The organism is Pseudomonas sp. B20 (genome assembly GCF_020515755.1).
Classification (GTDB): Bacteria; Pseudomonadota; Gammaproteobacteria; order Pseudomonadales; family Pseudomonadaceae; genus Aquipseudomonas; species Aquipseudomonas syringae.
Map to the genome: position 1 here is coordinate 185,123 of NZ_JAHPJG010000007.1, position 21,633 is coordinate 206,755.

General features: G+C 58.1%; 18 protein-coding genes, 1 tRNA gene and 2 pseudogenes. 16 read left to right on the forward strand and 5 right to left on the reverse strand.

Translation table 11 applies throughout. The features are described 5' to 3' along the window. Positions 1-34 precede the first annotated feature (34 nt). Positions 35-1,609, forward strand: coding sequence for a hypothetical protein (locus LIX91_RS10245; protein ID WP_161428589.1), 1,575 nt, complete (start codon positions 35-37; stop codon positions 1,607-1,609). Between the two features lie 74 nt (positions 1,610-1,683). Here LIX91_RS10245 and LIX91_RS10250 read toward each other — a convergent pair whose 3' ends face one another. Both LIX91_RS10250 and LIX91_RS10255 read right to left on the reverse strand, forming a co-directional pair. Then, complete coding sequence (locus LIX91_RS10250; RefSeq protein WP_230412540.1) at positions 1,684-2,583, reverse strand: glycosyltransferase family 2 protein; 900 nt, start codon at positions 2,581-2,583, stop codon at positions 1,684-1,686. Between the two features lie 277 nt (positions 2,584-2,860). Next, positions 2,861-5,032 carry a methyl-accepting chemotaxis protein gene (locus LIX91_RS10255; protein ID WP_410524751.1) on the reverse strand — a complete coding sequence of 724 codons (2,172 nt, stop codon included), beginning with the start codon at positions 5,030-5,032 and terminating at the stop codon, positions 2,861-2,863. A 225-nt stretch (positions 5,033-5,257) separates the two neighbouring features. On the opposite strand from LIX91_RS10255, the gene LIX91_RS10260 reads away from it, so the two are divergent. The 5 genes from LIX91_RS10260 (at position 5,258) to LIX91_RS10280 (ending at position 7,873) form a co-directional block, all read left to right on the forward strand. Further along, a complete protein-coding gene (locus LIX91_RS10260; protein ID WP_003414977.1) occupies positions 5,258-6,379 on the forward strand; it encodes a J domain-containing protein in 1,122 nt (373 codons plus the stop codon). A gap of 115 nt (positions 6,380-6,494) precedes the next feature. Next, positions 6,495-6,571 (forward strand) — tRNA-Met (locus tag LIX91_RS10265). 337 nt (positions 6,572-6,908) lie between these two features. Continuing rightward, positions 6,909-7,139, forward strand: a complete 231-nt coding sequence (locus LIX91_RS10270; protein ID WP_226488436.1) for a hypothetical protein — start codon at positions 6,909-6,911, stop codon at positions 7,137-7,139. Beyond that, the gene (locus LIX91_RS10275; protein WP_032697960.1) at positions 7,126-7,452 is read left to right on the forward strand and encodes a hypothetical protein; all 327 of its coding nucleotides are present in this window, start codon (positions 7,126-7,128) and stop codon (positions 7,450-7,452) included. The genes LIX91_RS10270 and LIX91_RS10275 overlap by 14 nt, the downstream gene beginning before the upstream one ends. Before the next feature lie 157 nt (positions 7,453-7,609). Then, the gene (locus LIX91_RS10280) at positions 7,610-7,873 is read left to right on the forward strand and encodes a hypothetical protein (RefSeq protein ID WP_003414976.1); all 264 of its coding nucleotides are present in this window, start codon (positions 7,610-7,612) and stop codon (positions 7,871-7,873) included. Positions 7,874-8,029: 156 nt separating this feature from the next. Here LIX91_RS10280 and LIX91_RS25780 read toward each other — a convergent pair whose 3' ends face one another. Together LIX91_RS25780 and LIX91_RS25785 are read right to left on the reverse strand one after the other, a co-directional pair. Then, complete coding sequence (locus LIX91_RS25780; protein ID WP_373366190.1) at positions 8,030-8,890, reverse strand: methyl-accepting chemotaxis protein; 861 nt, start codon at positions 8,888-8,890, stop codon at positions 8,030-8,032. A gap of 45 nt (positions 8,891-8,935) precedes the next feature. Beyond that, a pseudogene (locus tag LIX91_RS25785) lies at positions 8,936-9,910 on the reverse strand (cache domain-containing protein); the annotation flags it as partial. A gap of 514 nt (positions 9,911-10,424) precedes the next feature. Here LIX91_RS25785 and LIX91_RS25790 point away from each other — a divergent pair. Continuing rightward, a pseudogene (locus LIX91_RS25790) lies at positions 10,425-11,309 on the forward strand (methyl-accepting chemotaxis protein); the annotation flags it as partial. Positions 11,310-11,507: 198 nt separating this feature from the next. Then, a complete protein-coding gene (locus LIX91_RS25795) occupies positions 11,508-12,212 on the forward strand; it encodes a methyl-accepting chemotaxis protein (protein ID WP_371675756.1) in 705 nt (234 codons plus the stop codon). A gap of 63 nt (positions 12,213-12,275) precedes the next feature. On the opposite strand, the gene LIX91_RS10295 is transcribed toward LIX91_RS25795, so the two are convergent. After that, positions 12,276-13,040 carry an SDR family NAD(P)-dependent oxidoreductase gene (locus LIX91_RS10295; RefSeq protein WP_226488438.1) on the reverse strand — a complete coding sequence of 255 codons (765 nt, stop codon included), beginning with the start codon at positions 13,038-13,040 and terminating at the stop codon, positions 12,276-12,278. A gap of 498 nt (positions 13,041-13,538) precedes the next feature. On the opposite strand from LIX91_RS10295, the gene LIX91_RS10300 reads away from it, so the two are divergent. The 8 genes from LIX91_RS10300 (at position 13,539) to LIX91_RS10335 (ending at position 21,608) form a co-directional block, all read left to right on the forward strand. Continuing rightward, the gene (locus LIX91_RS10300) at positions 13,539-14,807 is read left to right on the forward strand and encodes an OprD family porin (RefSeq protein WP_074952868.1); all 1,269 of its coding nucleotides are present in this window, start codon (positions 13,539-13,541) and stop codon (positions 14,805-14,807) included. A gap of 179 nt (positions 14,808-14,986) precedes the next feature. Continuing rightward, positions 14,987-15,814 carry an NAD-dependent epimerase/dehydratase family protein gene (locus LIX91_RS10305; protein WP_003408550.1) on the forward strand — a complete coding sequence of 276 codons (828 nt, stop codon included), beginning with the start codon at positions 14,987-14,989 and terminating at the stop codon, positions 15,812-15,814. 42 nt (positions 15,815-15,856) lie between these two features. Further along, complete coding sequence (locus LIX91_RS10310) at positions 15,857-16,741, forward strand: glucurono-1,5-lactonase (protein ID WP_103695912.1); 885 nt, start codon at positions 15,857-15,859, stop codon at positions 16,739-16,741. A 57-nt stretch (positions 16,742-16,798) separates the two neighbouring features. Then, entirely contained in the window at positions 16,799-17,824 is a 1,026-nt protein-coding gene (locus tag LIX91_RS10315) for a TRAP transporter substrate-binding protein (RefSeq protein WP_003414968.1), read from the forward strand. Between the two features lie 63 nt (positions 17,825-17,887). Next, a complete protein-coding gene (locus LIX91_RS10320) occupies positions 17,888-18,415 on the forward strand; it encodes a TRAP transporter small permease (RefSeq protein ID WP_100072353.1) in 528 nt (175 codons plus the stop codon). Beyond that, the gene (locus tag LIX91_RS10325; RefSeq protein ID WP_003414967.1) at positions 18,416-19,696 is read left to right on the forward strand and encodes a TRAP transporter large permease; all 1,281 of its coding nucleotides are present in this window, start codon (positions 18,416-18,418) and stop codon (positions 19,694-19,696) included. 84 nt (positions 19,697-19,780) lie between these two features. Next, entirely contained in the window at positions 19,781-20,752 is a 972-nt protein-coding gene (locus LIX91_RS10330; RefSeq protein ID WP_032702610.1) for an EamA family transporter, read from the forward strand. Next, on the forward strand, positions 20,727-21,608 hold the full coding sequence (locus tag LIX91_RS10335) for an aldose 1-epimerase (RefSeq protein WP_103695913.1): 882 nt from the start codon (positions 20,727-20,729) through the stop codon (positions 21,606-21,608). The genes LIX91_RS10330 and LIX91_RS10335 overlap by 26 nt, the downstream gene beginning before the upstream one ends. Positions 21,609-21,633 lie beyond the last annotated feature (25 nt).

Here is a 21,633-nt window from a genome sequence, read left to right on the forward strand (position 1 = left end):
CCTTACGACAGCTATACCTTCAAGGCCGAAAACTATGGACAATGCAACAAAAGAGCGAACCCTAAACAGCTTTATGCTGCTATTGATATCGGCTACTTTTGTCGTGGGGAATTTTCTGTGGCAGGGCCATGATGGATTTAACCTTTGGGATGAAGGCTACCTGTGGTACGGCGCTCAACAGATCATCAAAGGAGAAGTACCAGTTCGAGATTTCATGGCCTATGACCCAGGTCGCTACTACTGGTCCGCGGGATTCTTTGCGCTTATGGGTGACACAGGCATCGTAGCCCTGCGTGCAGCCGTTGCAGTGTTTCAACTGCTAGGTGTCTATGCAGGGCTCTGGACAATTTCCATCGCGCTAAGATCTAACACGACAAGAAGACTTGCTTATCTGTGCATCGCGGCTATCACCCTCATGGCCTGGATGTATCCGCGGCATAAGATCATTGACATGTCCCTCTCGATGATCGTAGTCGCCAGCCTGACTTATCTGCTGTTGAGCCCTAACACGAAACGTTACTTTTTTCTCGGCGTCATCGTCGGCATCGCTGCCGTATTCGGCCGTAACCACGGTGTGTATGCCGCTGTTGCAAGTCTGATAGCCGTGGGTTGGCTGGCAATTAAATCACCGACGCCCGATAACCGTTTGACGGACATTGTGGCTTGGGCCGCAGGTGTAGCAGTTGGCTATCTTCCCGTATTAGCCATGTGCCTTTTTACACCAGGCTACTTTACAGCGTTCATCGATACGATTGTCTTCATGCTTGAGCAGGGTAATACGAACTTACCTCTTCCGATACCTTGGCCCTGGACGGTGGGTTTTGGTACTGCCGGAGTCGTCATCGAAACAAGATGGTTCCTGATCGGGCTGTGCTTCATGGGGTTGATAGTATTTGGAAGTGGTGCACTGGCGTGGGTATTCAAAGAGCGAATCAAGGGGCGCGCTGTGCCTCCAGAACTTGTGGCCGTTGCCTGCGCAACGCTGCCTTATGCTCACTATGCTTTCGCTCGAGCAGACGTGGGGCATCTCGCACAGGGAATATACCCTTTACTCTTGGGTATCTTTATTACTCTAGGGACACTTCACTCAGAAACTTTAAAGTGGGCACTGGCCATACTTACGAGTGTCGTCAGTTTATTCATTCTTGCCGCTTGGCAACCCGGGGTCCTTGCTCGCACCCAAGACGGATGGACCTCGGTAGAGGTGTCCGGTTCGAACCTATCCATGGACCCCAGCACGGCTGAAGCGGTACATCTTCTGAGGGATCTGACCAATCGCTATGCTCCAGCGGGCAGAAGCGTACTGGTGTTACCTTTCTGGCCGGGAGCTTATCCCTTGCTGGGGCGCAATGCGCCGCTCTGGGAAATTTACGCACTCTCGCCTCGAAGCGAGGCTTTTCAACGAGCTGAAATTCAACGCATAAAGAAGGCTGATCCCGGTTTCGCATTAGTCTTCAACATGGCGATGGATGGACGAGAAGAACTCAGATTCTCCAATTCGCATCGTTGGATTGAAGAATACATTCACACCCATTTTGAAGCGGTCACGAACTCACCTAACGCGGCTTATCAGATATACAAGGCACCTGATAAAACAGAGGCTCACTGATTTACGTAAACGCCGAAACTCGTTTTGCTTGCATTAAATGTTCGTAACGGTTGAGGGGGACTTGTTGCTCTCCCTCACACTCTGTCTAGGCACACCGCCAGGATCAGGCTCAAATTGCCCTGTACAGTCTGCCGGTAGATCCCCGCTTTTCGAAGCGTGAACACACGTTTGAACAACCGCTGCCTGCGACCGCTTTCAAAGTAACCCAGCACGTGCCGACTTTCCTCGGTGAGCACACACTCCATATCCTTGAGGATCGCCACGTTGGCATCGTTCCACTCGGCAAATCGCCCTGAAAGCATCTTTCGAAATCGTATCAGCCTTTCTCGAGTGCTCGCATTGGCGCCGATCAGGTTTCCGTGGTGTTGGCGATAGTAGAGGCAGGGGTCGGCATCATAGAAAACCTGACCACCGCACCCCGTAACAAGAAGATAGGTCAGCCAGTCATGGGCGATCAGTGGGGCGTGTTCAGGCAATTTGACCAAAAGATCTCGCGTCGCCTGGTTGATCAGCATGGTATTGGCACCTGCCAGGCTCTGAACCAGGGCGTTTTTAAAAGACGGCTCTTTTTTGAACAGCGGAGAAACCCCGATTACCTTCAAGTCTGCATCGACCAGCCGGGTTCTGGAGCAGTAAAGCGCCGGTTTATCGGGCTTCAATAGCTCAAGGCGCCCCACGCTTCTCTCCAGCTTGTCGCTGAACCAGACGTCATCCTGATCACTGAACGCAAAATAGTCGGCGTCTATTTCAGGGCGTCGAACCAGCGAGACAAAGTTCTCCGCAAAGCCCTTGCAAGGTCCGCTGAAAATAACTAACCGCTCGCGCCCCCAGCGGGCCTGGTACTCGGAAAGTATGCCAACGGTGTCATCAGTCGATGCATCGTCGGAAACATAAAGAACCCAGTTGCGAAAGGTCTGAGCAAAAAACGACTCGAGCTGCTCACGAAGGTACACAGCCCCGTTGTACGTGCACATCAAAATGGCGACGCGTGGGCGGCCGGACGCGTCGGATAAACCTATACGCCGTAGCGGGCTGGCACCGTCTGCCCTGTGTTTTTCGGTGAGCTGCGTTCTCAAGAAACCTTTCGCCTGCAAAAACCGCGCATTTTACGCCTTGTGTCGACTCCCGTCAGTTATCAAATGATTGAATGTATATCCGTTGATCCAACTTTTACACGTCCTCCCACAAAAACGGATAGTCCGGCGGGTTTCACCACGCCGGTTCTTCGGTCTGATGCGGCAAACTGCCCAGTTACCCCAAGCGAAACCGCGCCGTATTGTCATTCAGCGCCCGACTGCCCTGACTCAAGGTATCCGCCGCCTGATTGACCGCACGGGCACCTTCCAGCAAACGCCCTGCGGCCTGATCGACCTGCTGGATGTTGCTGCTCACTTCATCAGCGGTCGTCGCCTGTTCTTCCACGGCGGTCGATATCTGCGCCAGCGTATCGGTGACGCCCTGCACCGCCGTAGCGATTTCCCCCAGACGGACGCCCAGACCGGTCACCGACTGCGCATCGTTGACGGCTTGTCCACAGGCCGCCTCCATCAGGTTCACTGCCTGCGTAACAGTGGAGCGCAAGCTGTCGACCGTGCCGGCGATCTGAGCGGTCGAGGCCTGGGTGCGCTGGGACAGGCTGCGCACTTCATCGGCAACCACGGCGAACCCGCGGCCTTGTTCACCGGCGCGGGCCGCCTCGATGGCTGCGTTGAGGGCCAGCAGGTTGGTCTGTTCGGCGATACCACGAATGGCATCCACCACCGATTGAATCTGCTGGCCCTGCTCGCTGACCCGACCCAGCGCGGCGGCAGTCTCTGTCAGACGCTGATTGAGTTGCTGGATGCTGTCAGTGGTGCGCTGGCTGTCCTGGCTGCTTTGCTGAGCAATCTGACGCGTCTGCCTGGCGCTTTCCGATGCCTGTTCACAGCTTCTGGCCACGCCCTGAGAAGTGGCAGCCAGCTCGGTGGCTGCTGCGGCGATCTGACTGATCTGTTGTTGCTGGTCTTCGACCTCACTCAGCGTCCCGCTGGACTGGGCATTCAGCGTCAGCACCGCATCGCCGACGCGAACCGTTTCCTGATTGACGCCCAGCAGGCTGGTACGCAGTTGCACCACCGCGACGTTCAGCGCGCGGCTGATAGCGGCAAGCTCGTCACGGCCCTGCACAGCGACTTCCACACACAGGTTGCCGTCACGCAGGGATTCAGCCAGCGTGGTGATGCCTCTGGCGCTGTTGCGAATCGAGGATTGCAGACAGGCGAACAGATAGATCGCCATGATCACCAGAACGCAGAAGACCACCGCCATCGGGATGAACTCCGTATTGGAAGTCTCATGGTAGTAATCGAGGCGTCCGTTGAGCGCGTCAAGCGACTGCCTGCGCAAATCTGCCGTACTGCCAGTCAGGGTGTCGATGCTCTTTTCGAACTCTTCCGGCTTGAGCTTGATACTGCCGCCGAAAACACCGTCATCAATCACCTTAAGCTGTGCTTCCAGCACTTGCATTACTGCAGCGTACTTATCGGCCCACGGCTGTAACTGCTCGGGAAGCTTGGACAGCAGCAGGCCGGCAGCCTTTTGCATCTGGTCCTTGGAATCATCGATGCGACCACGCAGGTCGCGCATTTGCAGACGGCTCTGCAGGCTGAACTGCCCCGATGCCACTGACGTCTGCCCCACACTCGACAGACGACCGATACGCTCGATCAGGTCCGGCACTTGCTGGGTGGAGAGCTGCATGAGCATGTAGGTTTCAAGCCAGGGGTCGAGAATCAAACCGCTGTCCATCGCGATCTGCTCGCGCAGTGCCTGAACCAGGTTCAGCACGGTAGTGAATCGGTCGTAGCCATCAGGCCACCAGCCCACCGTGCGCAATGATGCTGTGTCCAGACCGGTGACGGCGGCTTGAAGCGCCTTGAAACGGTTCATGGTATCGGCAGGTGCTTTTTCTTCGACCAGTACCGCCTGAACGCCCTCAAGCGCCTTGGCAATGCGAGGGATGCCTGCATCGACGCTGGCCATCGCTGCCTTCGCTGCCGGGGTTGGCTCACGCAGGATGTCGGCCGCTTTCCAGCGGGCGGCATGGTCGCGCTGGGCGGACAGCTCGACGTTCAGATCGTCGAGCGCCAGCAGTTGACGCACGCCGGATTGCTCCCCGGAAATGACATCGAGCTTGTTGCTGTACTCCTTGGTGATGACCCATGCGCTGCCCGCCAGCGGCAACATGAACAGCAGGAACAAGACCTGAAACTTGCGAGCAAAACCAAAATGTCCCATCAGGCGCATGCCTGGTGACAAAAGACTGTTCATGTCCTGCGACTCCCCGTGAACACCGGCCGGATCTGAACGAACAGAGGCGATGTCTTTTGTTGGAAAAACACTAGCAGCAAAATGCCATGTTATTGTTTCAATGGCGATACGCATCGCTTCAGATTGGTACGCAAAGTGTCGCCATTCATTGTTTTTGGCGTCAAAAAGCTTCTCAAACGAACTATCAGGTACATCCAAGCAAGAACCGGACCGCCCAGCAGACGAGAAAAAGACTTTACGGCAGCCATTTATTCATTCAGCAAAAAGGTCGAAAAAAGTAGACTGGAGAACGACAATCGACCACCACGCAGCATTGCTCTCGCCATCAAGGAGGTCTTCATGACCACCCCACCCGCCTCGCCACGCATCGTCGCGCAACCGTCCCGGCCGCAATTGAGCGCCGGTCAGAAGAAATTCAATACGCTGATGGAAAAGCTCGAAGCCAGGCGCAAGCTTTTGCAGCAGTGGCTCTCGATTTCAGCCACCTGCGAAAAGCTGTGGATCGAAGAACTGGTTCCGATGCTCAGTGAGCAGGCCGCGAACGAGATGAACAAGCTGCGCTTGCTTGACGTAGCTTTCGATCAGTTTCGCCTGGCCAAAAAAGACAGACATACGGTGCTCGAGATTATCTGCGTCCTGACCATGTCACTCATGGGCGGCGAACACGATGAAGAACTGAAGCACCTCTACTTCAAATACACCGGCAACGACTACGACGAGGAGGAGCGCCTGCAAAACCAGCGGTTCAAATCATCACTGGAAGAAGATCTGGGCGTGGAACTGGACGACGATGTCGACCTGGACTCCCTTGAAGACGTGACCCGACATATTGAAGAGAAGCTGAGAGAACAGACCGAGCAGGCGCAAGGCGCACAGAAGCCGAAAAAGCCGACGGCCAGCGAACTGCGTCGTGAGCAGGAAGAGGCTGAAGGCAGCCAGTCATTGCGCGAAATTTACCGCAAGCTGGTCAGCGCACTGCACCCGGACCGCGAGCAGGATGCCGATGAGCGCGATCGCAAGACAGCGCTCATGCAAAGGGTCAACGAAGCGTACGAGGGTGATGACTTGCTGGCGCTACTGAAGATGCAAATGGAGATCGAGCAAATCGATCAGAGCCACATCGATAGCATCTCCGACAAGCGTCTCAAGCATTTCAACCGGATCCTGAGCGAACAACTCAGAGAGTTGGAGGACGAGATTCATGATCGCAAGATGTTGATCCGTGAACGCTTCCTGATGGACCCGTACGAGGACCTCAAACCCAAGACCGCCAACACAAAGTGTGCCAGGCAGGTCAAAGCCATACGGGAGCACCTCGATGAGGAACAGGACGAACTGCAGGCACTGACCACCCCGAAAAGCCTTAAAGCCTGGCTCAGGGAGCGCAGGGAGATGGCCGAGATGCTGGAGAGGGTAGAAGAATTCGATGACCTGGAGATGCTCGACACCCTGTTCCGGTAAGCGCCCGGAAAGACGTTCCGACGAGGGCTGCCACCTAACCGGTTGATCGCACGCAATTATTTTTCACAACAACGCTTGACACATATGCGTTCTCCGAGAATAATGCGCGCCACTTGGCTACATAGCTCAGTTGGTTAGAGCATAGCATTCATAATGCTGGGGTCCGGGGTTCAAGTCCCTGTGTAGCCACCAAGTACAGATTCACAGTTTTCTTCTGATCACTGTGAATCAACAAGAAGCCCGCCTCGTGCGGGCTTTCTTGTTTCTGGCGATGCCTGCTCATCGTTATTATTCCCTTGGCTCCTCTCTGAAGACCCCGTTCCATGCTCCCCCCCTCACATCCGCTCGGCAAGATCGTGCCAGCCATATCGGTCGCCGGCTTGAAATCATTCGTACCCTATCTTCCCTTGCTTGCGTGTCGTGACACGACCTACCCTGCGCAAATTCCATGCTGGATCATCTGCCAAGCCTGCGGTGGCAACGATTTGATTTCGGGTGATTCGCTACGCAATCGGAGAAAGAAAGCGCTATGGAATGCAACGATGTGATGCAACTCAAAATGACGGTTTCCAGGCTTCATCGGCTTGGAGTTGCAAATCTTGCTACCGTTCTGAATCTTAGCCAGGCACTTCTGAGTGCAGATAGCCTCACGCCAGCAGCACGTGAAGCAGCGCAAATGGCTTTTGACAGTATTCAGGAGCAAATCGACCCGCTCAAGGAAATAGGCGAAATTGAGGGCGATGTAGATGTCGAGCAATAATATTGATGTTCGGCTTCTCCAGGCTCAATATGAAAAGCTCAAAGGCCAAGGCGGGCCGACCGACCCACCTGGAGGTGATAGATTGGAAAAGCGTGTAGAAAAGATCGAATCAGCGATGTCCGAGATTCAGGTCAGGCTTATTCGAGTAGAGGCGAAGCTAGACGTCTCTGCCACAAAAACTGATCTTTCAGAGCTCGCAGTCTCACTTCACAAGTCCATGAACGAGCAGACCTGGAAGTTCCTCGCTGGCGCCACGAGTATGGCGGCGCTATTTTCAGCAACAGCTTTCGGGCTTGCCAGGGCGCTCGGCTAACTCTTCCGACTAGGCACCGCACCGCACCGCAAAGTCTGGCCAAATGCCGGGCTTTTTTGCTCAGTACACTTCTTTGCCAATTCCGACTGTCAGGTATGAGCTATGCTCGAAAATGATGGCTCAAGACGAGCCAGCATTTCTCATGAAGGAGCAAAGCATGCGTAAATTCGTACTCTCAATGACTGCCGCCCTCTTCCTGGCAGGTGCGGTAGTGCCAGTCGCCTTTGCAGAGAGTGAACTGGAAAAGGGTGTCCGACACGATAACCGTGAGCTGGATAAAGGTGTCGATCATGACGCCAAGGAAGTGGACAAGGGTATGAAGCACGACGCCGACGAAGTCGACAAAGGTGCGAAGCATGACGACAAAGAGCGTCACAAGGCTGACAAGCACATCGATAAAGAGGTTAAAAAGGATCTCTGACCAAAAGCCTGCCACCGAGCAGGCTTTTTAATGGACGGATGATGCTGGACGGTCCAGCGGGTTTGCTGAAACATACATGCACTGATGCTTTTAATCCCTCATTCTTAAAGACCTGGCCACCTGTAAGTGGCCCGGCCTGGATCACTGGATATACGGTCAGATCTTGAAACTGTCGACCAGTTGCTTCAAACGCCCGGCCTGTTGCGAAAGCGCAGCACAGTCCTTGAGCGTTTCATTAAGGTTGGCCACGCCTTGTTGATTAAGCGTGTTGATCTGATTGATATCGATATTGAGTGTTTCGACAACAGCAGTCTGCTCTTCTGTCGCCGCAGCAACGGATTGATTCATGCCATCGATATCGCCAATGCGCCGCGTTACATCGCGCAGACGACTGCCCGCCTGATTGGCAACTTCGACACTTTCATGACTCGACGTCTGGCTTTCATTCATGTTGAGTACGGCATGCTGAGAACCAGTCTGCAGGCCGCCAATCATCTTGTGAATCTCATCGGCAGATGTCTGGGTGCGATGCGCAAGGTTGCGCACCTCGTCGGCAACTACCGCAAAACCGCGTCCGGCCTCACCCGCGCGGGCAGCTTCGATGGCGGCGTTGAGGGCCAGCAGGTTGGTCTGCTGCGAGATGCCTTTGATGACATCCAGAATGTGACCGATGTTTTCGGTGCTGGCGTTGAGTTGCTCGATCTGCGTGCAGGAATCACTGATCTTGGCCGACAGCGCGCTCATGGCGTGGATGGTTTTCTCGACCACCACCTGACCGTCTTCTGCCTGGTTGCGGGCCTCACTGGCCTGGATCGAGGCGTCCGATGCGTTGCGGGCAATCTCCTGGGTTGCAGCACCCAGCTCGTTGATCGCTGCAGCGACGTTGTTGGTTCGGGCACTCTGCTCATCGAAACCGACAATGGACGAGTTGGAGGAGTTGACCACTCGTTGCGACAGGTCATGCACCTGAAGCGTCGCTGAGGAGACTTCGACGATGGACGCGTGCACGCGCTCCACGAACTGATTGAACGAACCGCCCAGTGCGGCGAACTCGTCCTTGCCCTGAATGCTCAGGCGCCGGGTCAGATCACCCTCGCCCTGAGCGATGTCCTGCATCGCACGGCCCATGTCGGTCAGCGGGCGCATCAGCGCACGAATGAGCAGGCTCAACAGCAACGCAATCACGGCCACTGCAATCAGCACGGCAACCATCGCCGAGCTGCGAAACTGGCTCAACGGCGCATAGGCCTTTTCCTTGTCGATCGACAGGCCAATGTACCAGTCAGCCGAGGGCAGCCCGGTGATCGGGGTGAATGACAGCAGCCTTTGCTGACCATTGAGGGTCACCTCACGCAGGCGCGCGTCCAGGCTGACGGTCTGTCCGGGGTAGATGTCCTTGAGGTTTTTCATCACCTGTTCCTTGTCCGGGCTGACGATGATCTGTCCGTCGCCACTGACCAGAAAGGCGTAACCCAGCCCGCCGAATTCGACCGAGTTGATGATCTTGACCAGCGTGTCGAGGCTCAGATCGCCGCCGACGACACCCGTGACCTGACCTGCCGCCTTGACCGGGCTGGCGATCGTTACCACCAGGCCACCCACGGAAGCCTGATAAGGCGCGCTGAGAATGGTCTTGCCTGCGTCGACGGTGGACTTGTACCAGGGCCGTTGGCGAGGGTCGTAGCCCGCCGGCATGTCTACATTGGGCCGCTGGGTGAACGTGCCTTTGCTGTCACCGACATAGGTGAACTGAAAGGTCGATACCAGCGCAGACTGCGATACCAGCCCGCTGAGGTCGGAATTGACGCCCTGAAAAGCTACGTTCTGGGTGAGATTTTCCAGCACCAGAATACGCCCGCTCAGCCAGTTCTGGACGCTGCTGGCAGTCAGTTGACCCGCCTGGCCCACGGAGGACTCGAGGTTCTGGTTGATCGTCTTACGTTGCAGGTAATCGTTGTACAAAGTGAACAGGGCGAACGCCAGCACCACTACACCGGCCGCGGCCAGCAGAATCTTATGACGAAACTTCAAATTCATGACAAGGCATCTCAACAGGACTGCTGGGAGCAGGCTCGGATGTCAGAGCAACTTGCGACACAAAAAATGTCATGCCCTGCACACACAATGAACCTACAACGGATAGGGTTTTAATCGTGTAAACACAGCCGAAAGTGTGCCGTTCCTCCTGGAATGCGGCGGTTCTAATTCAATGACTTACGCGGTGCTTTATAACGGTGTACCGGCGCAAATGATATGCCTGGAAAAAAATATTCGGAGCGTCGCGGAACTTTCTTTATTTTTTATTTCAGCTTGGCCAGTCCCTGCCGATAGTGTCTGTATACCTCACCCCGCCCTGACCTGTATGCCATACCTTTCAGGGAGAAGACCGTTTCAATGGCAGTTGTTGGAGAATTCAATGAGTAGCTGGTTTGCAAACATCAGCGTGAATATGAAACTGGCCCTTGGGTTCGGTCTAGTACTTGTTTTTACAGCCATTCTTGCTCTGACTGGCTGGACCAGCATGAGCGGGCTGATCAATCGCAGCAACTGGATGAGTGACATTACTTCACTCAATGCCCAGTTGACCAAACTGCGCGTGACACGCCTCCAGTACATGGTGGCCGATGGCGACGAGAAGGTTGCCGAAACCGTGCAGACCTCGCTGGACAGCTTCAAGGCGTATCAGGAAAAACTGCGGGCCTCGTTCAAAAGTCCCGAAAACGTGAAAATGCTCGATCAGTTGGGCATCGTGATCGCTGACTACCAGAAGTCCCTCAACAACATGCGCAGTGGCTACAAGGCCAGCACTGCGGCTCGTGATGAGCTGACGACCCATGCTGTCAAAAGCCTCGCGGTATTCGAGCAGCTTGTGACTGAAGTCAAAAACATGGACCCGGCTGACGCCAACCGCTTCGAGCAGTACCGACTCGTCACCGACGCAAAAGATGACTTGCGACTCGCACGCTATGAAGTGCGCGGTTACACCACCAATGCCACACCCGAGACCGAGCAGGCAGCCGTCTCGAAACTGGATGCGGCCATCAAGGATCTGGATGCGCTCAAGACAACCTTCAGCGGCACTCAGGCCGATCAGCTCAGGCAGCTGGAAACTTCGTTGATGGCGTACCGGACGACCTTGCAGAACTTCAAGGCCGCCACGGGCACGATTGTCCAGGCGCGCAAGGAAATGACCACGCAAGGGCAGGATATCGTCAAGATCAGCGAGGACATGTACAAGCTGCAACTGGATCGCCGCGATCAGGAAAGCGCACAGGCACGTACCACGCAGATCATCTGCACACTGTTGGCTATCATTCTGGGCATCATTGCCGCAGTCATCATCACCCGGCAGATTACCCGTCCCCTGCAGGAAACCCTGGCGGTGGTCGACCGTATTGCCTCCGGTGACCTGACCCAGACCCTGGCCGTGACACGTCGCGATGAGCTCGGCGTTCTGCAGCAAGGCATCCAGCGCATGGGCACCACCCTGCGCGAGCTGATTGGCGGTATTCGCGACAGCGTCGTACAGATCGCCAGTGCCGCCGAAGAGCTGTCGGCGGTTACCGAACAGACCAGCGCTGGCGTCAACAGCCAGAAAGTCGAAACCGATCAGGTCGCCACCGCCATGCACGAGATGTCGGCGACGGTTGCAGAAGTGGCGCGTAACGCCGAACAGGCCTCGCAGGCCGCTTCCAACGCCGACCGCGAAGCGCGTGACGGTGACAAGGTGGTGGGTGAAGCGATCGTCCAGATCGAGCGTCTGGCCAATGAAGTGGGTCGCTCCGTCGATGCCATGACTCAGCTGGAGCAGGAAAGCGACAAAATCGGCAAGGTCATGGACGTCATCAAGGCGGTGGCCGAACAGACCAACCTGCTGGCGCTCAACGCTGCCATCGAAGCGGCGCGTGCGGGTGAAGCCGGACGTGGTTTTGCGGTAGTTGCCGACGAAGTCCGCGGCCTGGCACAACGTACGCAGCAATCCACCGTGGAGATCGAAACACTGGTCGCTGCGTTGCAGAGCGGTACGCGCCAGGTGTCCAGCATCATGCTTAACAGCCGCGAACTGACCGTCAGCAGCGTGACCCTCAGCCGTAAGGCTGGCACGTCGCTGGGCAGCATCACGCAAACGGTGTCGAGCATTCAGGCGATGAACCAGCAGATTGCCGCCGCCGCTGAAGAGCAAAGCGCGGTTGCTGAGGAAATCAGCCGCAGTATCGTCAACGTGCGCGACGTGTCCGAGCAGACCGCTTCGGCCAGTGAAGAAACCGCTGCGTCCAGCGTCGAGCTGGCGCGCCTGGGCGGGCAATTGCAAACGATGGTCAGCCACTTCCGGATCTGATCACCCTGCGTTGACATCAAGCCCGGTCTTTACCGGGCTTGATTGTTTCTGCACTCCCGACCGTCACGCCTGTGGCGGCTGCCCGTTGGACGCCGACAGGCCACCATCGACTGGCAGGTTGACGCCGGTCACGAAGCGCGCGTCGTCGCTGGCCAGGAAGGCGATCACGTCGCCGACGTCTTCGGCTTCGCCCGGGCGACCCAATGGGATGCGCTCCATGAATTTGGCCATCAATGCTTTGTCACCCATCATGTCTTCGGTCAGCTCGCTGCGGGTCAGTGAGGGGCAGACGGCATTCACGCGCACGCCGTCAGCCCCATGGTCCATGGCCAGCGAACGGGTGAAGTTGGTGATGGCGCCCTTGGCCGCGTTATAGAAGCTCATGCCCCAGTCGCCGCCCAGACCGGACACCGACGAGACATTGATGATGTTGCCTTTGCTGGCGATCAGTGCCGGCATGGCGGTGCGGGTGCAATAGAACACGCCGTCCAGGTCCACGGACATCAGCTCTTTCCAGTCCTCTATGCCCAGCTCGGTCACTTTGCCGGACTTGACGATGCCGGCATTGTTGACCAGCACATCCAGGCGCCCGAAGCGGGTCGCCACTTCCTTGAACAGCGCTTCCACGTCGCTCGGGTCGGCCACATCGGTGGCTCTGACCAAGTGCCCTTCGCCCTTCAGTTGCGCGGCCACCTTGGCCAGCTTGTCGTGATTGCGGCCGACCAGCACGACGCTGGCCCCCTCCTCGGCAAAACGTTTGGCGGTCGCTTCGCCGATTCCGGAACCGGCACCTGTGACGACGATGACTTTCTGGGTGAAACGATTCATTCGGCAGTCTCCAAAAAATGAATGGGATTATCGGGTGGACTGCACACCCACCCGCAGCGTTCACTCGCATTTAATTTTGCTTTCAGGAGCGCGGTAAATGGCCGGTGAATCGTTAAACCTCGACCATGGGTGCGTTGACAACGCGGCGACGGTCTGCAAATAATCCCCCGCAGTTGTACGACAACCTATAATGCCAAAAATAAAAACAACACCGAGGCCAGTCCATCATGAACACTCACGCCGCGCCTGCCCGCCCGATCAGTAAAGGCTCAATCATCGAAGCCTTAATCAGTGACACCTCGTTTACTGAACACTCGCACTGCCAGACACCCTTCTCGATTCACAACATTCGCTGAAACACAGCGAACGGTACTCGGCCGCCTGCAGGTCGAGGCCATGCCTGGCGACAGGCATCACGTAATCCTCGAAGGTGTCGGCCGTCGCTCGCGCGCGGCCAGGAAAGGGGACGGTTTCACTCAACAAGGGAGCACAACAATAATGACATCTCACACTACCCGCTCACGCATCCTGCTGGGCGTCGGCGGCATGACGCTGATTTTCCCGATGCTCGGCATGGCCGAGGGTTTCGTCGACGACACCAAGGCCACGCTCACCCTGCGTAACGCCTACTTCAACCGTAATTTCACCAACCCTGCGTATCCGAGCAGTGCCGCGCCGCAGAGCAAGGCCGAGGAGTGGACACAAAGCTTCATTCTCGACGCCAAGTCGGGCTTCACCCAAGGTGTGGTGGGTTTCGGGGTTGACGTGCTGGGCCTGTATTCGCTCAAGCTCGATGGCGGCAAGGGTACGGGTGGCACTCAGTTGCTGCCGATCCACAGCGACGGGCGTCCGGCCGATGATTTCGGGCGTCTGGGCGTGGCGGGCAAGGCGCGGGTTTCCAAGACCGAACTGAAGGTCGGCGAGTGGATGCCGGTGCTGCCGATCCTGCGCTCCGATGACGGTCGTTCGTTACCGCAGACGTTTCGCGGTGGCCAGGTCACCTCCAAGGAGATCGACGGCCTGACGCTGTATGGAGGGCAGTTCCGCGGCAACAGCCCACGCAACGATGCGAGCATGGAAGACATGTCGCTGAACGGGCGAGGCGCATTCACTTCGGACCGCTTCAACTTCGGCGGCGGCGAGTATGTCTTCAACGACAAGCGCACTCAGGTAGGCATCTGGTACTCGGAACTGCAGGACATCTATCAGCAGCAATTCTTCAACCTGCTGCACAGTCAGCCGCTCGGCGACTGGACCCTGGGCGCGAACCTGGGTTACTTCATCGGCAAGGAAGACGGCAACAAACTGGCCGGCGACCTGGATAACAAGACGGCCTACGCGCTGCTCTCGGCCCGCTATGGCGGCAGCACCTTCTATGTCGGTCTGCAGAAGCTGACGGGCGACACGGCGTGGATGCGCGTCAATGGCACCAGTGGCGGTACGCTGGCCAACGACAGTTACAACTCCAGCTACGACAACGCCAAAGAGAAATCCTGGCAACTGCGTCATGACTACAACTTCGCGACGCTGGGTGTGCCCGGTCTGACCCTGATGAACCGCTACATCAGCGGCGACAATGTGCACACCGGCAACATCACTGACGGCAAGGAGTGGGGCCGGGAGTCTGAACTGGCCTATACCGTACAAAGTGGTGCGTTGAAGAATCTGAACGTCAAATGGCGCAACTCCAGTCTGCGTCGTGATTTCAGCACCAACGAATTCGACGAGAACCGCGTGTTCGTCAGCTACCCTATTTCGTTGCTCTGAAACCGGTGGCAGAGCCTGTCGGCAGCGGCAGGTTTTGCCTTGTTACAAATGTATCCGGCCAAGTGCGTGCCCAGCCCGTTTTTAGACCTTGGCCGCGTTGACAATCAGCGTATGCGGTGCCGATAATCCGGCAAGTCATACGACAACAGATGACAAAAATAACAATCGGGACTTCTCTCATGGCATCGGCTCATACCACTCAAACTCCCTTCAATCGCCTCCTGCTGACCGGCGCGGCAGGTGGCCTGGGCAAGGTATTGCGCGAAACTCTGCGCCCTTACACCAACGTGCTGCGGCTTTCCGACATTGCCGAAATGGCGCCCGCTGTCGACGACCGTGAAGAAGTTCAGGTCTGCGACCTGGCCAGCAAAGATGCCGTACATAAACTGGTCGAAGGCGTCGACGCGATCGTGCATTTCGGCGGTGTATCGGTCGAGCGACCGTTCGAGGAAATCCTCGGCGCCAATATCTGCGGCGTGTTCCACATCTACGAAGCCGCCCGCAGGCACGGCGTGAAACGCGTGATCTTCGCCAGCTCCAATCACGTGATCGGTTTCTACAAGCAGACCGAGACCATCGACGCGCACTCCCCTCGCCGCCCGGACAGCTACTACGGTCTGTCCAAGTCCTACGGCGAAGACATGGCCAGCTTCTACTTCGATCGCTACGGCATCGAAACCGTGAGCATCCGCATCGGCTCGTCGTTTGCCGAACCGCAAAACCGCCGGATGATGAGCACCTGGCTGAGCTTTGCCGACCTGACCCAGTTGATCGAGCGCTCTCTGTACACGCCAGACGTGGGCCACACCGTGGTCTACGGCGTCTCGGACAACAAGACCGTCTGGTGGGACAACCGCCTGGCCAGCAAACTGGACTACACCCCGAAAGACAGCTCGGAAGTTTTTCGCGAGAAGGTCGACGCCCAGCCGCTGCCGGCAGCCGATGACCCGGCAATGCTCTACCAGGGCGGTGCCTTTGTGGCCTCAGGACCGTTCGGCGACCAATAAGCAGCGCTTTCCTCTCGCAGCACTCTGGAGACACGAACCGTCATGGATGCCGAACTGATTGTCGATGCACAGAACGCCACCGGCGAAAGCCCGGTCTGGAGCGTGCGTGATCAAGCGTTGTACTGGGTGGATATTCCCAAGGGCGAGCTGCATCGCTGGGACTTCAATCAGGACAGCACGCGCAGCTGGAAAGCGCCGCAGATGCTCGCCTGTATCGCCGCCGACAGCCGCGGCGGTTGGATTGCGGGGATGGAGAACGGAATCTTTCATTTGCAGCCCTGCGAAGACGGCAGCCTGATCAGCACGCTTCTGGCCAGCGTCGAACACGCGCAGGCAGGCATGCGCTTCAACGACGGCCGCTGCGACCGACAGGGCCGTTTCTGGGCGGGCACCATGTTCATGGACATGGCCGCCGGTGCAAGGGTGGGTGCGCTGTATCGCTACAGCGCCGGCCAGATCACGCTGGACGCGCAGCTCAAGGACTTCATCGTCCCCAACGGCCTGGCGTTCAGCCCCGACGGCAAGGTCATGTACCTGTCCGACTCGCACCCCAGCGTGCAACAGATCTGGGCCTTCGATTACGACACCGACAGCGGCACGCCGCGCAATCGCCGCCTGTTCGTCGACATGAACCATCACCTGGGTCGTCCCGACGGCGCGGCGATCGACACCGACGGCTGCTACTGGATCTGTGGCAACGACGCAGGCCTGGTTCACCGCTTCACCCCCACCGGCAAACTCGACCGCTCGCTGGTGGTGCCGGTTAAAAAGCCAGCCATGTGTGCCTTTGGCGGCCCTAATCTGGACACCCTGTTCGTGACGTCGATTCGCCCGGGTGGCGATATTGGCGATCAGCCGCTGGCCGGTGGCGTGTTCGCCCTGCGACCTGGCGTCCAGGGCCTGAAGGAACCCACGTTTCAGGGCTGACAGCGCCCTACCGAAAATCCCGTAGCTCGACCAAAAATAACAAAATCGGAGATATCCATGGATTTCAAACGCAAGCTTCTCATCGCAGCTCTTCCGCTGGCCTTCTGTGTATCAGGCATGGCCCACGCTGACGTCAAAATCAAGTTCGCCGAGGTTCACCCTGCTGGCTATGCGCCGGTCGTGGCAGAACAGAACATGGGCAAGAAACTCGAAGAACAGTCCAAGGGCGAGATCAGTTTCAAGATGTACGCGGGTGGCGTGCTCGGCTCCGAGAAGGAGGTCGTCGAACAGGTGCAGAGCGGCGCCGTGCAGATGACCCGCGTCAGCCTCGGCATCGTCGGCCCGGTAGTACCGGACGTCAACGTCTTCAACCTGCCGTTCGTGTTCCGTGATCAGGCGCATATGCGCACCATCATTGATGGCGAGATCGGTCAGGAAATCCTCGACAAGATCACCAACTCGCAATTCAACATGGTCGCCCTGGCCTGGATGGATGGCGGCACCCGCAACCTGTACACCAAAAAGCCGGTACGGCAGATTTCCGACCTCAAAGGCATGAAAATCCGCGTACAGGGCAACCCGGTGTTCATCGAAACCATCAACGACATGGGCGGCAACGGCATCGCCATGGCCACCGGCGAGATCTTCAGCGCCCTGCAGACCGGCGTCATTGATGGTGCGGAAAACAACCCGCCGACGTATTTCCAGCACAACCACTACCAGAACGCCAAGTTCTTCACCATGACCGAACACCTGATCCTGCCCGAGCCCATCGTGATGGCGAAAACCACGTGGGAAAAGCTCAACCCCGAGCAGCAGGCGCTGGTGAAAAAGCTCGCACGTGAAGCGCAGATGGAAGAGCGCGTGCTGTGGGACAAGTCGACAGCCGATGCCGAGACCAAGCTCAAGACTGCTGGCGTGGAGTTCATCACGTTGACGCCTGAGCAGAAGAAAGCCTTCTACGACGCGACCCAGCCGGTACGCGACAAATTCGGTGCGCCCTACAAGGATCTGATCAGCCGCATCGAAGCGGTCCAGACCGATCCGGCGCTGGCTGCCGACACCCCCAAAGCGGCCCAATAAGCCTGTCCCGATCAAGCAGCGGGAACGAGCACCAGCTCGTTCGCCGCCGCAGTGGTGAGCCTTATGAAAAATACGCTATTGCGCATCAATGACACGCTTTATCGGGTCTGCATCGGCATTGCCGGCCTGTCGGTGTTGATCATGACCCTGATCATCCCCTGGGGCATCTTTGCCCGCTACATACTCGGCAGCGGTTCCAGCTGGCCGGAACCCACCGCCATCCTGCTGATGGTGGTGTTTACCTTCTTCGGCGCAGCCGCCAGTTACCGTGCCGGTGCGCACATGGCCGTGTCGATGGCCGTGGACCGCATGCCGCAGAAGGTGCGCAGAGCCGCCAGCGTAGTGGTGCAGATTCTGATGGCGATCGTCGCCCTGTTCATGATCTTCAAGGGCTTCAAGCTGTGCGCCACCACCTGGAATCAATTCGTCGGCGAACTGCCGTTTCTGCGCGTCGGTATCTCTTATCTGCCGATCCCCCTCGGCGGCCTCGTGACCCTGGTCTTCGTCCTGGAAAGGCTGTTGCTGGGTGACCAGAGTCATCGCGCGGTCATGCGTTTCGACGTCATTGAAGAAAGCGAAGGTGCCGCATAAATGGACGCTTTTATACTCTTGGGCAGCTTTATCGCGCTGATCCTGATCGGCATGCCGGTGGCCTACGCGCTGGGCCTTTCAGCCCTGATCGGCGCTTGGTGGATCGACATCCCGGCCGATGCACTGATGATCCAGATTGCGGGCGGCGTGAACAAATTTTCGCTGTTGGCGATTCCGTTCTTCGTACTGGCCGGAGCAATCATGGCCGAAGGCGGCATGTCGCGACGCCTGGTTGCCTTTGCTGCAGTGCTGGTGGGCTTCGTGCGTGGCGGGCTGTCGCTGGTCAATATCGTGGCCTCGACCTTCTTCGGCGCCATTTCGGGTTCCTCGGTGGCCGACACGGCCTCGGTGGGCTCGGTGCTGATCCCGGAGATGGAACGCAACGGCTACCCACGCGACTTCTCGACAGCCGTGACCGTCAGCGGCTCGGTGCAGGCGCTGCTGACGCCGCCCAGCCACAACTCGGTGCTCTATTCGCTGGCGGCAGGCGGCACGGTGTCGATCGCGTCGCTGTTCATGGCCGGGATCCTGCCGGGGCTGCTGCTCAGCGCAGTGATGATGGGCCTGTGCATGATCTTCGCGCGCAAGCGCAATTACCCCAAGGGTGAAGTGATCCCGCTGCGCCAGGCACTGAAAATTGCCGGTGAAGCGCTTTGGGGCATGATGGCCATGGTCATTATTCTCGGCGGCATTCTGTCGGGGATTTTCACCGCCACCGAGTCAGCGGCCATTGCCGTGCTCTGGTCGTTTTTCGTCACCATGTTCATCTACCGCGATTACAAATGGCGCGATCTGCCCAAACTGATGCACCGGGCGACACGCACCATTTCCATCGTGATGATCCTGATCGGTTTTGCCGCCAGCTTCGGTTACATCCTGACGCTGATGGAAATCCCGATGAAGATCACCACCGCGTTCCTGACCCTGTCGGACAACCGCTACGTGATCCTGATGTGCATCAACGTGATGTTGCTGCTGCTCGGTACGGTCATGGACATGGCGCCGCTGATTCTGATCCTGACCCCGATTCTGTTACCGGTGATCGTCGGTGTCGGCATCGACCCGGTGCACTTCGGCATGATCATGCTGGTCAATCTGGGGATCGGGCTGATTACCCCGCCGGTGGGCGCGGTGCTGTTCGTCGGTGCCGCGGTGGGTAAAGTCACAATCGAAGCCACGGTAAAAGCACTGGTGCCGTTCTACGTCGCGCTGTTCCTGGTACTGATGCTGGTGACCTACGTTCCTGCCATCTCGTTGTGGCTGCCGAGCGTCGTGCTCTGACGTCTCCCGTTGCAAGGCTGCCGGAGCGCTTGAAAGCGCTCCGGCATGCACCTCTGTTATCCAGCCAAGGAGGCTGGTTTGCGTATGTCTGCCCCTGCCCTGTTTCCGCGCCACATCGCCGTGCTGATCCTCGCGCTGCTAGCCTGCTCGTTTGCCGGCAACCACATCGCGGCACGCATTGCCTTCGATCATGATACCGGCCTGCTGCTGGCTATTCTCTGTCGCTCCGGTGTGACCTTGCTGGTGCTGACCAGTCTGGTGCTCTGGCAGCGTGAAAGGCTCAGTCTGCCCGCCAGCACCTGGCGCTGGCAGCTGCTTCTGGGGCTGCTGATCGCCACTCAGAGCTTTTGCATCTACTCGGCGGTGGCGCGTATTCCGGTGGCCCTGGCCTTGCTGGTGGTCAATGTTTCGCCGATCCTGCTGGCGTTGCTGACCTGGGCGCTGGGCGGTGCCCGGCCGACACGGCGCGCAGCAGGCCTGATGGGCCTGATTCTGTTTGGCCTGACGCTGGCGCTGGACGTGCCACAGCGTCTGTCGAACCCCGGCAGCAGCGAGCCGCAATGGCTGGAGGGTGTCGCCTACGCGTCGACCGCTGCGGTGGTATTCGCCTTTGCGCTGTGGATTACCGATAACAAACTGGCGGGCATGCGCGGCAGCGTACGCAGCATGCTGACCATGGCGGTGGTGTTCGTCGTCGCGGCCATCGCCGGCAGCAGCGGCGTGCTGCCCGGTGGCGTGGGTCTGCCGACGAGTTCTGTCGGCTGGACCGCACTGGCCAGTCTGGTGGTTTTGTATGGTCTGGGTTTCTCGCTGCTGTTCATCTGCATGGCACGGCTGGACATCGCCCGCAACGCGCCAGTGATGAACATCGAGCCGGTGGCCAGCCTGCTGTTTGGCTGGCTGATTCTCGATCAATTGCTCAGCAGCGGTCAGGTGGTCGGCGGGCTGATCGTCGTCAGCGGCATCGTGCTGTTGACCTGGCGTCGCGCCCAGTCGCCTGACTCCCAATCATCCAGAAAGGCTTTGAAGCATGTCCACGAACGTACTGACCCTTGAAGATGGCCTGACCCGCCTGACACTGGCCCCCGACATCGGCGGCAGTATCGTCAACTGGACCGTCCTGGCCAGCGGTCAACCCCTGCTGCGCGCCAGCGACGAACAGGCTCTGGCGGCCGAGACGCCCCGTCGGCTGGCCTGCTACCCGCTGGCGCCGTGGTCGAACCGGATCGGCAACGGCGGTTTCGAGACGCCAGACGGCTGGCTGGCCCTGGAGCCGAACAGCGCCAACGACCCGCTGCCGATCCATGGCAGCGCCTGGCAGCAGGCATGGACCGTCATCGAACAGAGCGCTGAGCAGGTCTGCCTGCAACTCGACAGCCAGACGCCGTTCGCCTACCACGCACAGCTTCGCTACACCCTGCGCGAGGGCACGCTGAGCATCGAACTAACCACCACCCATCAGGACAGCCGCGCCGTCTGGCACGGGCTGGGCCTGCACCCTTACTTGCCGCGCACCGCCCACACTCGTTTGCAGGCCAAGGCTGCGCAGGTCTGGCTGTGCGACGAAGCCGGTTTGCCCCGCGCCTTGCAGGACCTGCCCGCCGAGTGGGACTTCCGTCACGGCAAAGCGCTGCCCGACACACATCTGGACAACGGCTTCACTGGCTGGGATGGCCAGAGCATCATCAGCCAGCCAGACATGGGCTATGAGCTGCACTGCCAGGCCACCGGCAGCGAATACTTTCTGGTGTTCTGCCCTCCGGGGCTGGATTTCTTTTGTTTCGAGCCGGTCAGCCACCCGGCCAACGCCCATCATTTGCCAGGACGGCCGGGGTTGAAGCTGTTGCGGCAGGGAGAATCAGTGACGCTGGAGTTAAATCTTCGTTACAAAGACCTGAAGCGGGGGTCATGAATAAGTGTCCTGGTGCCTCATTTCA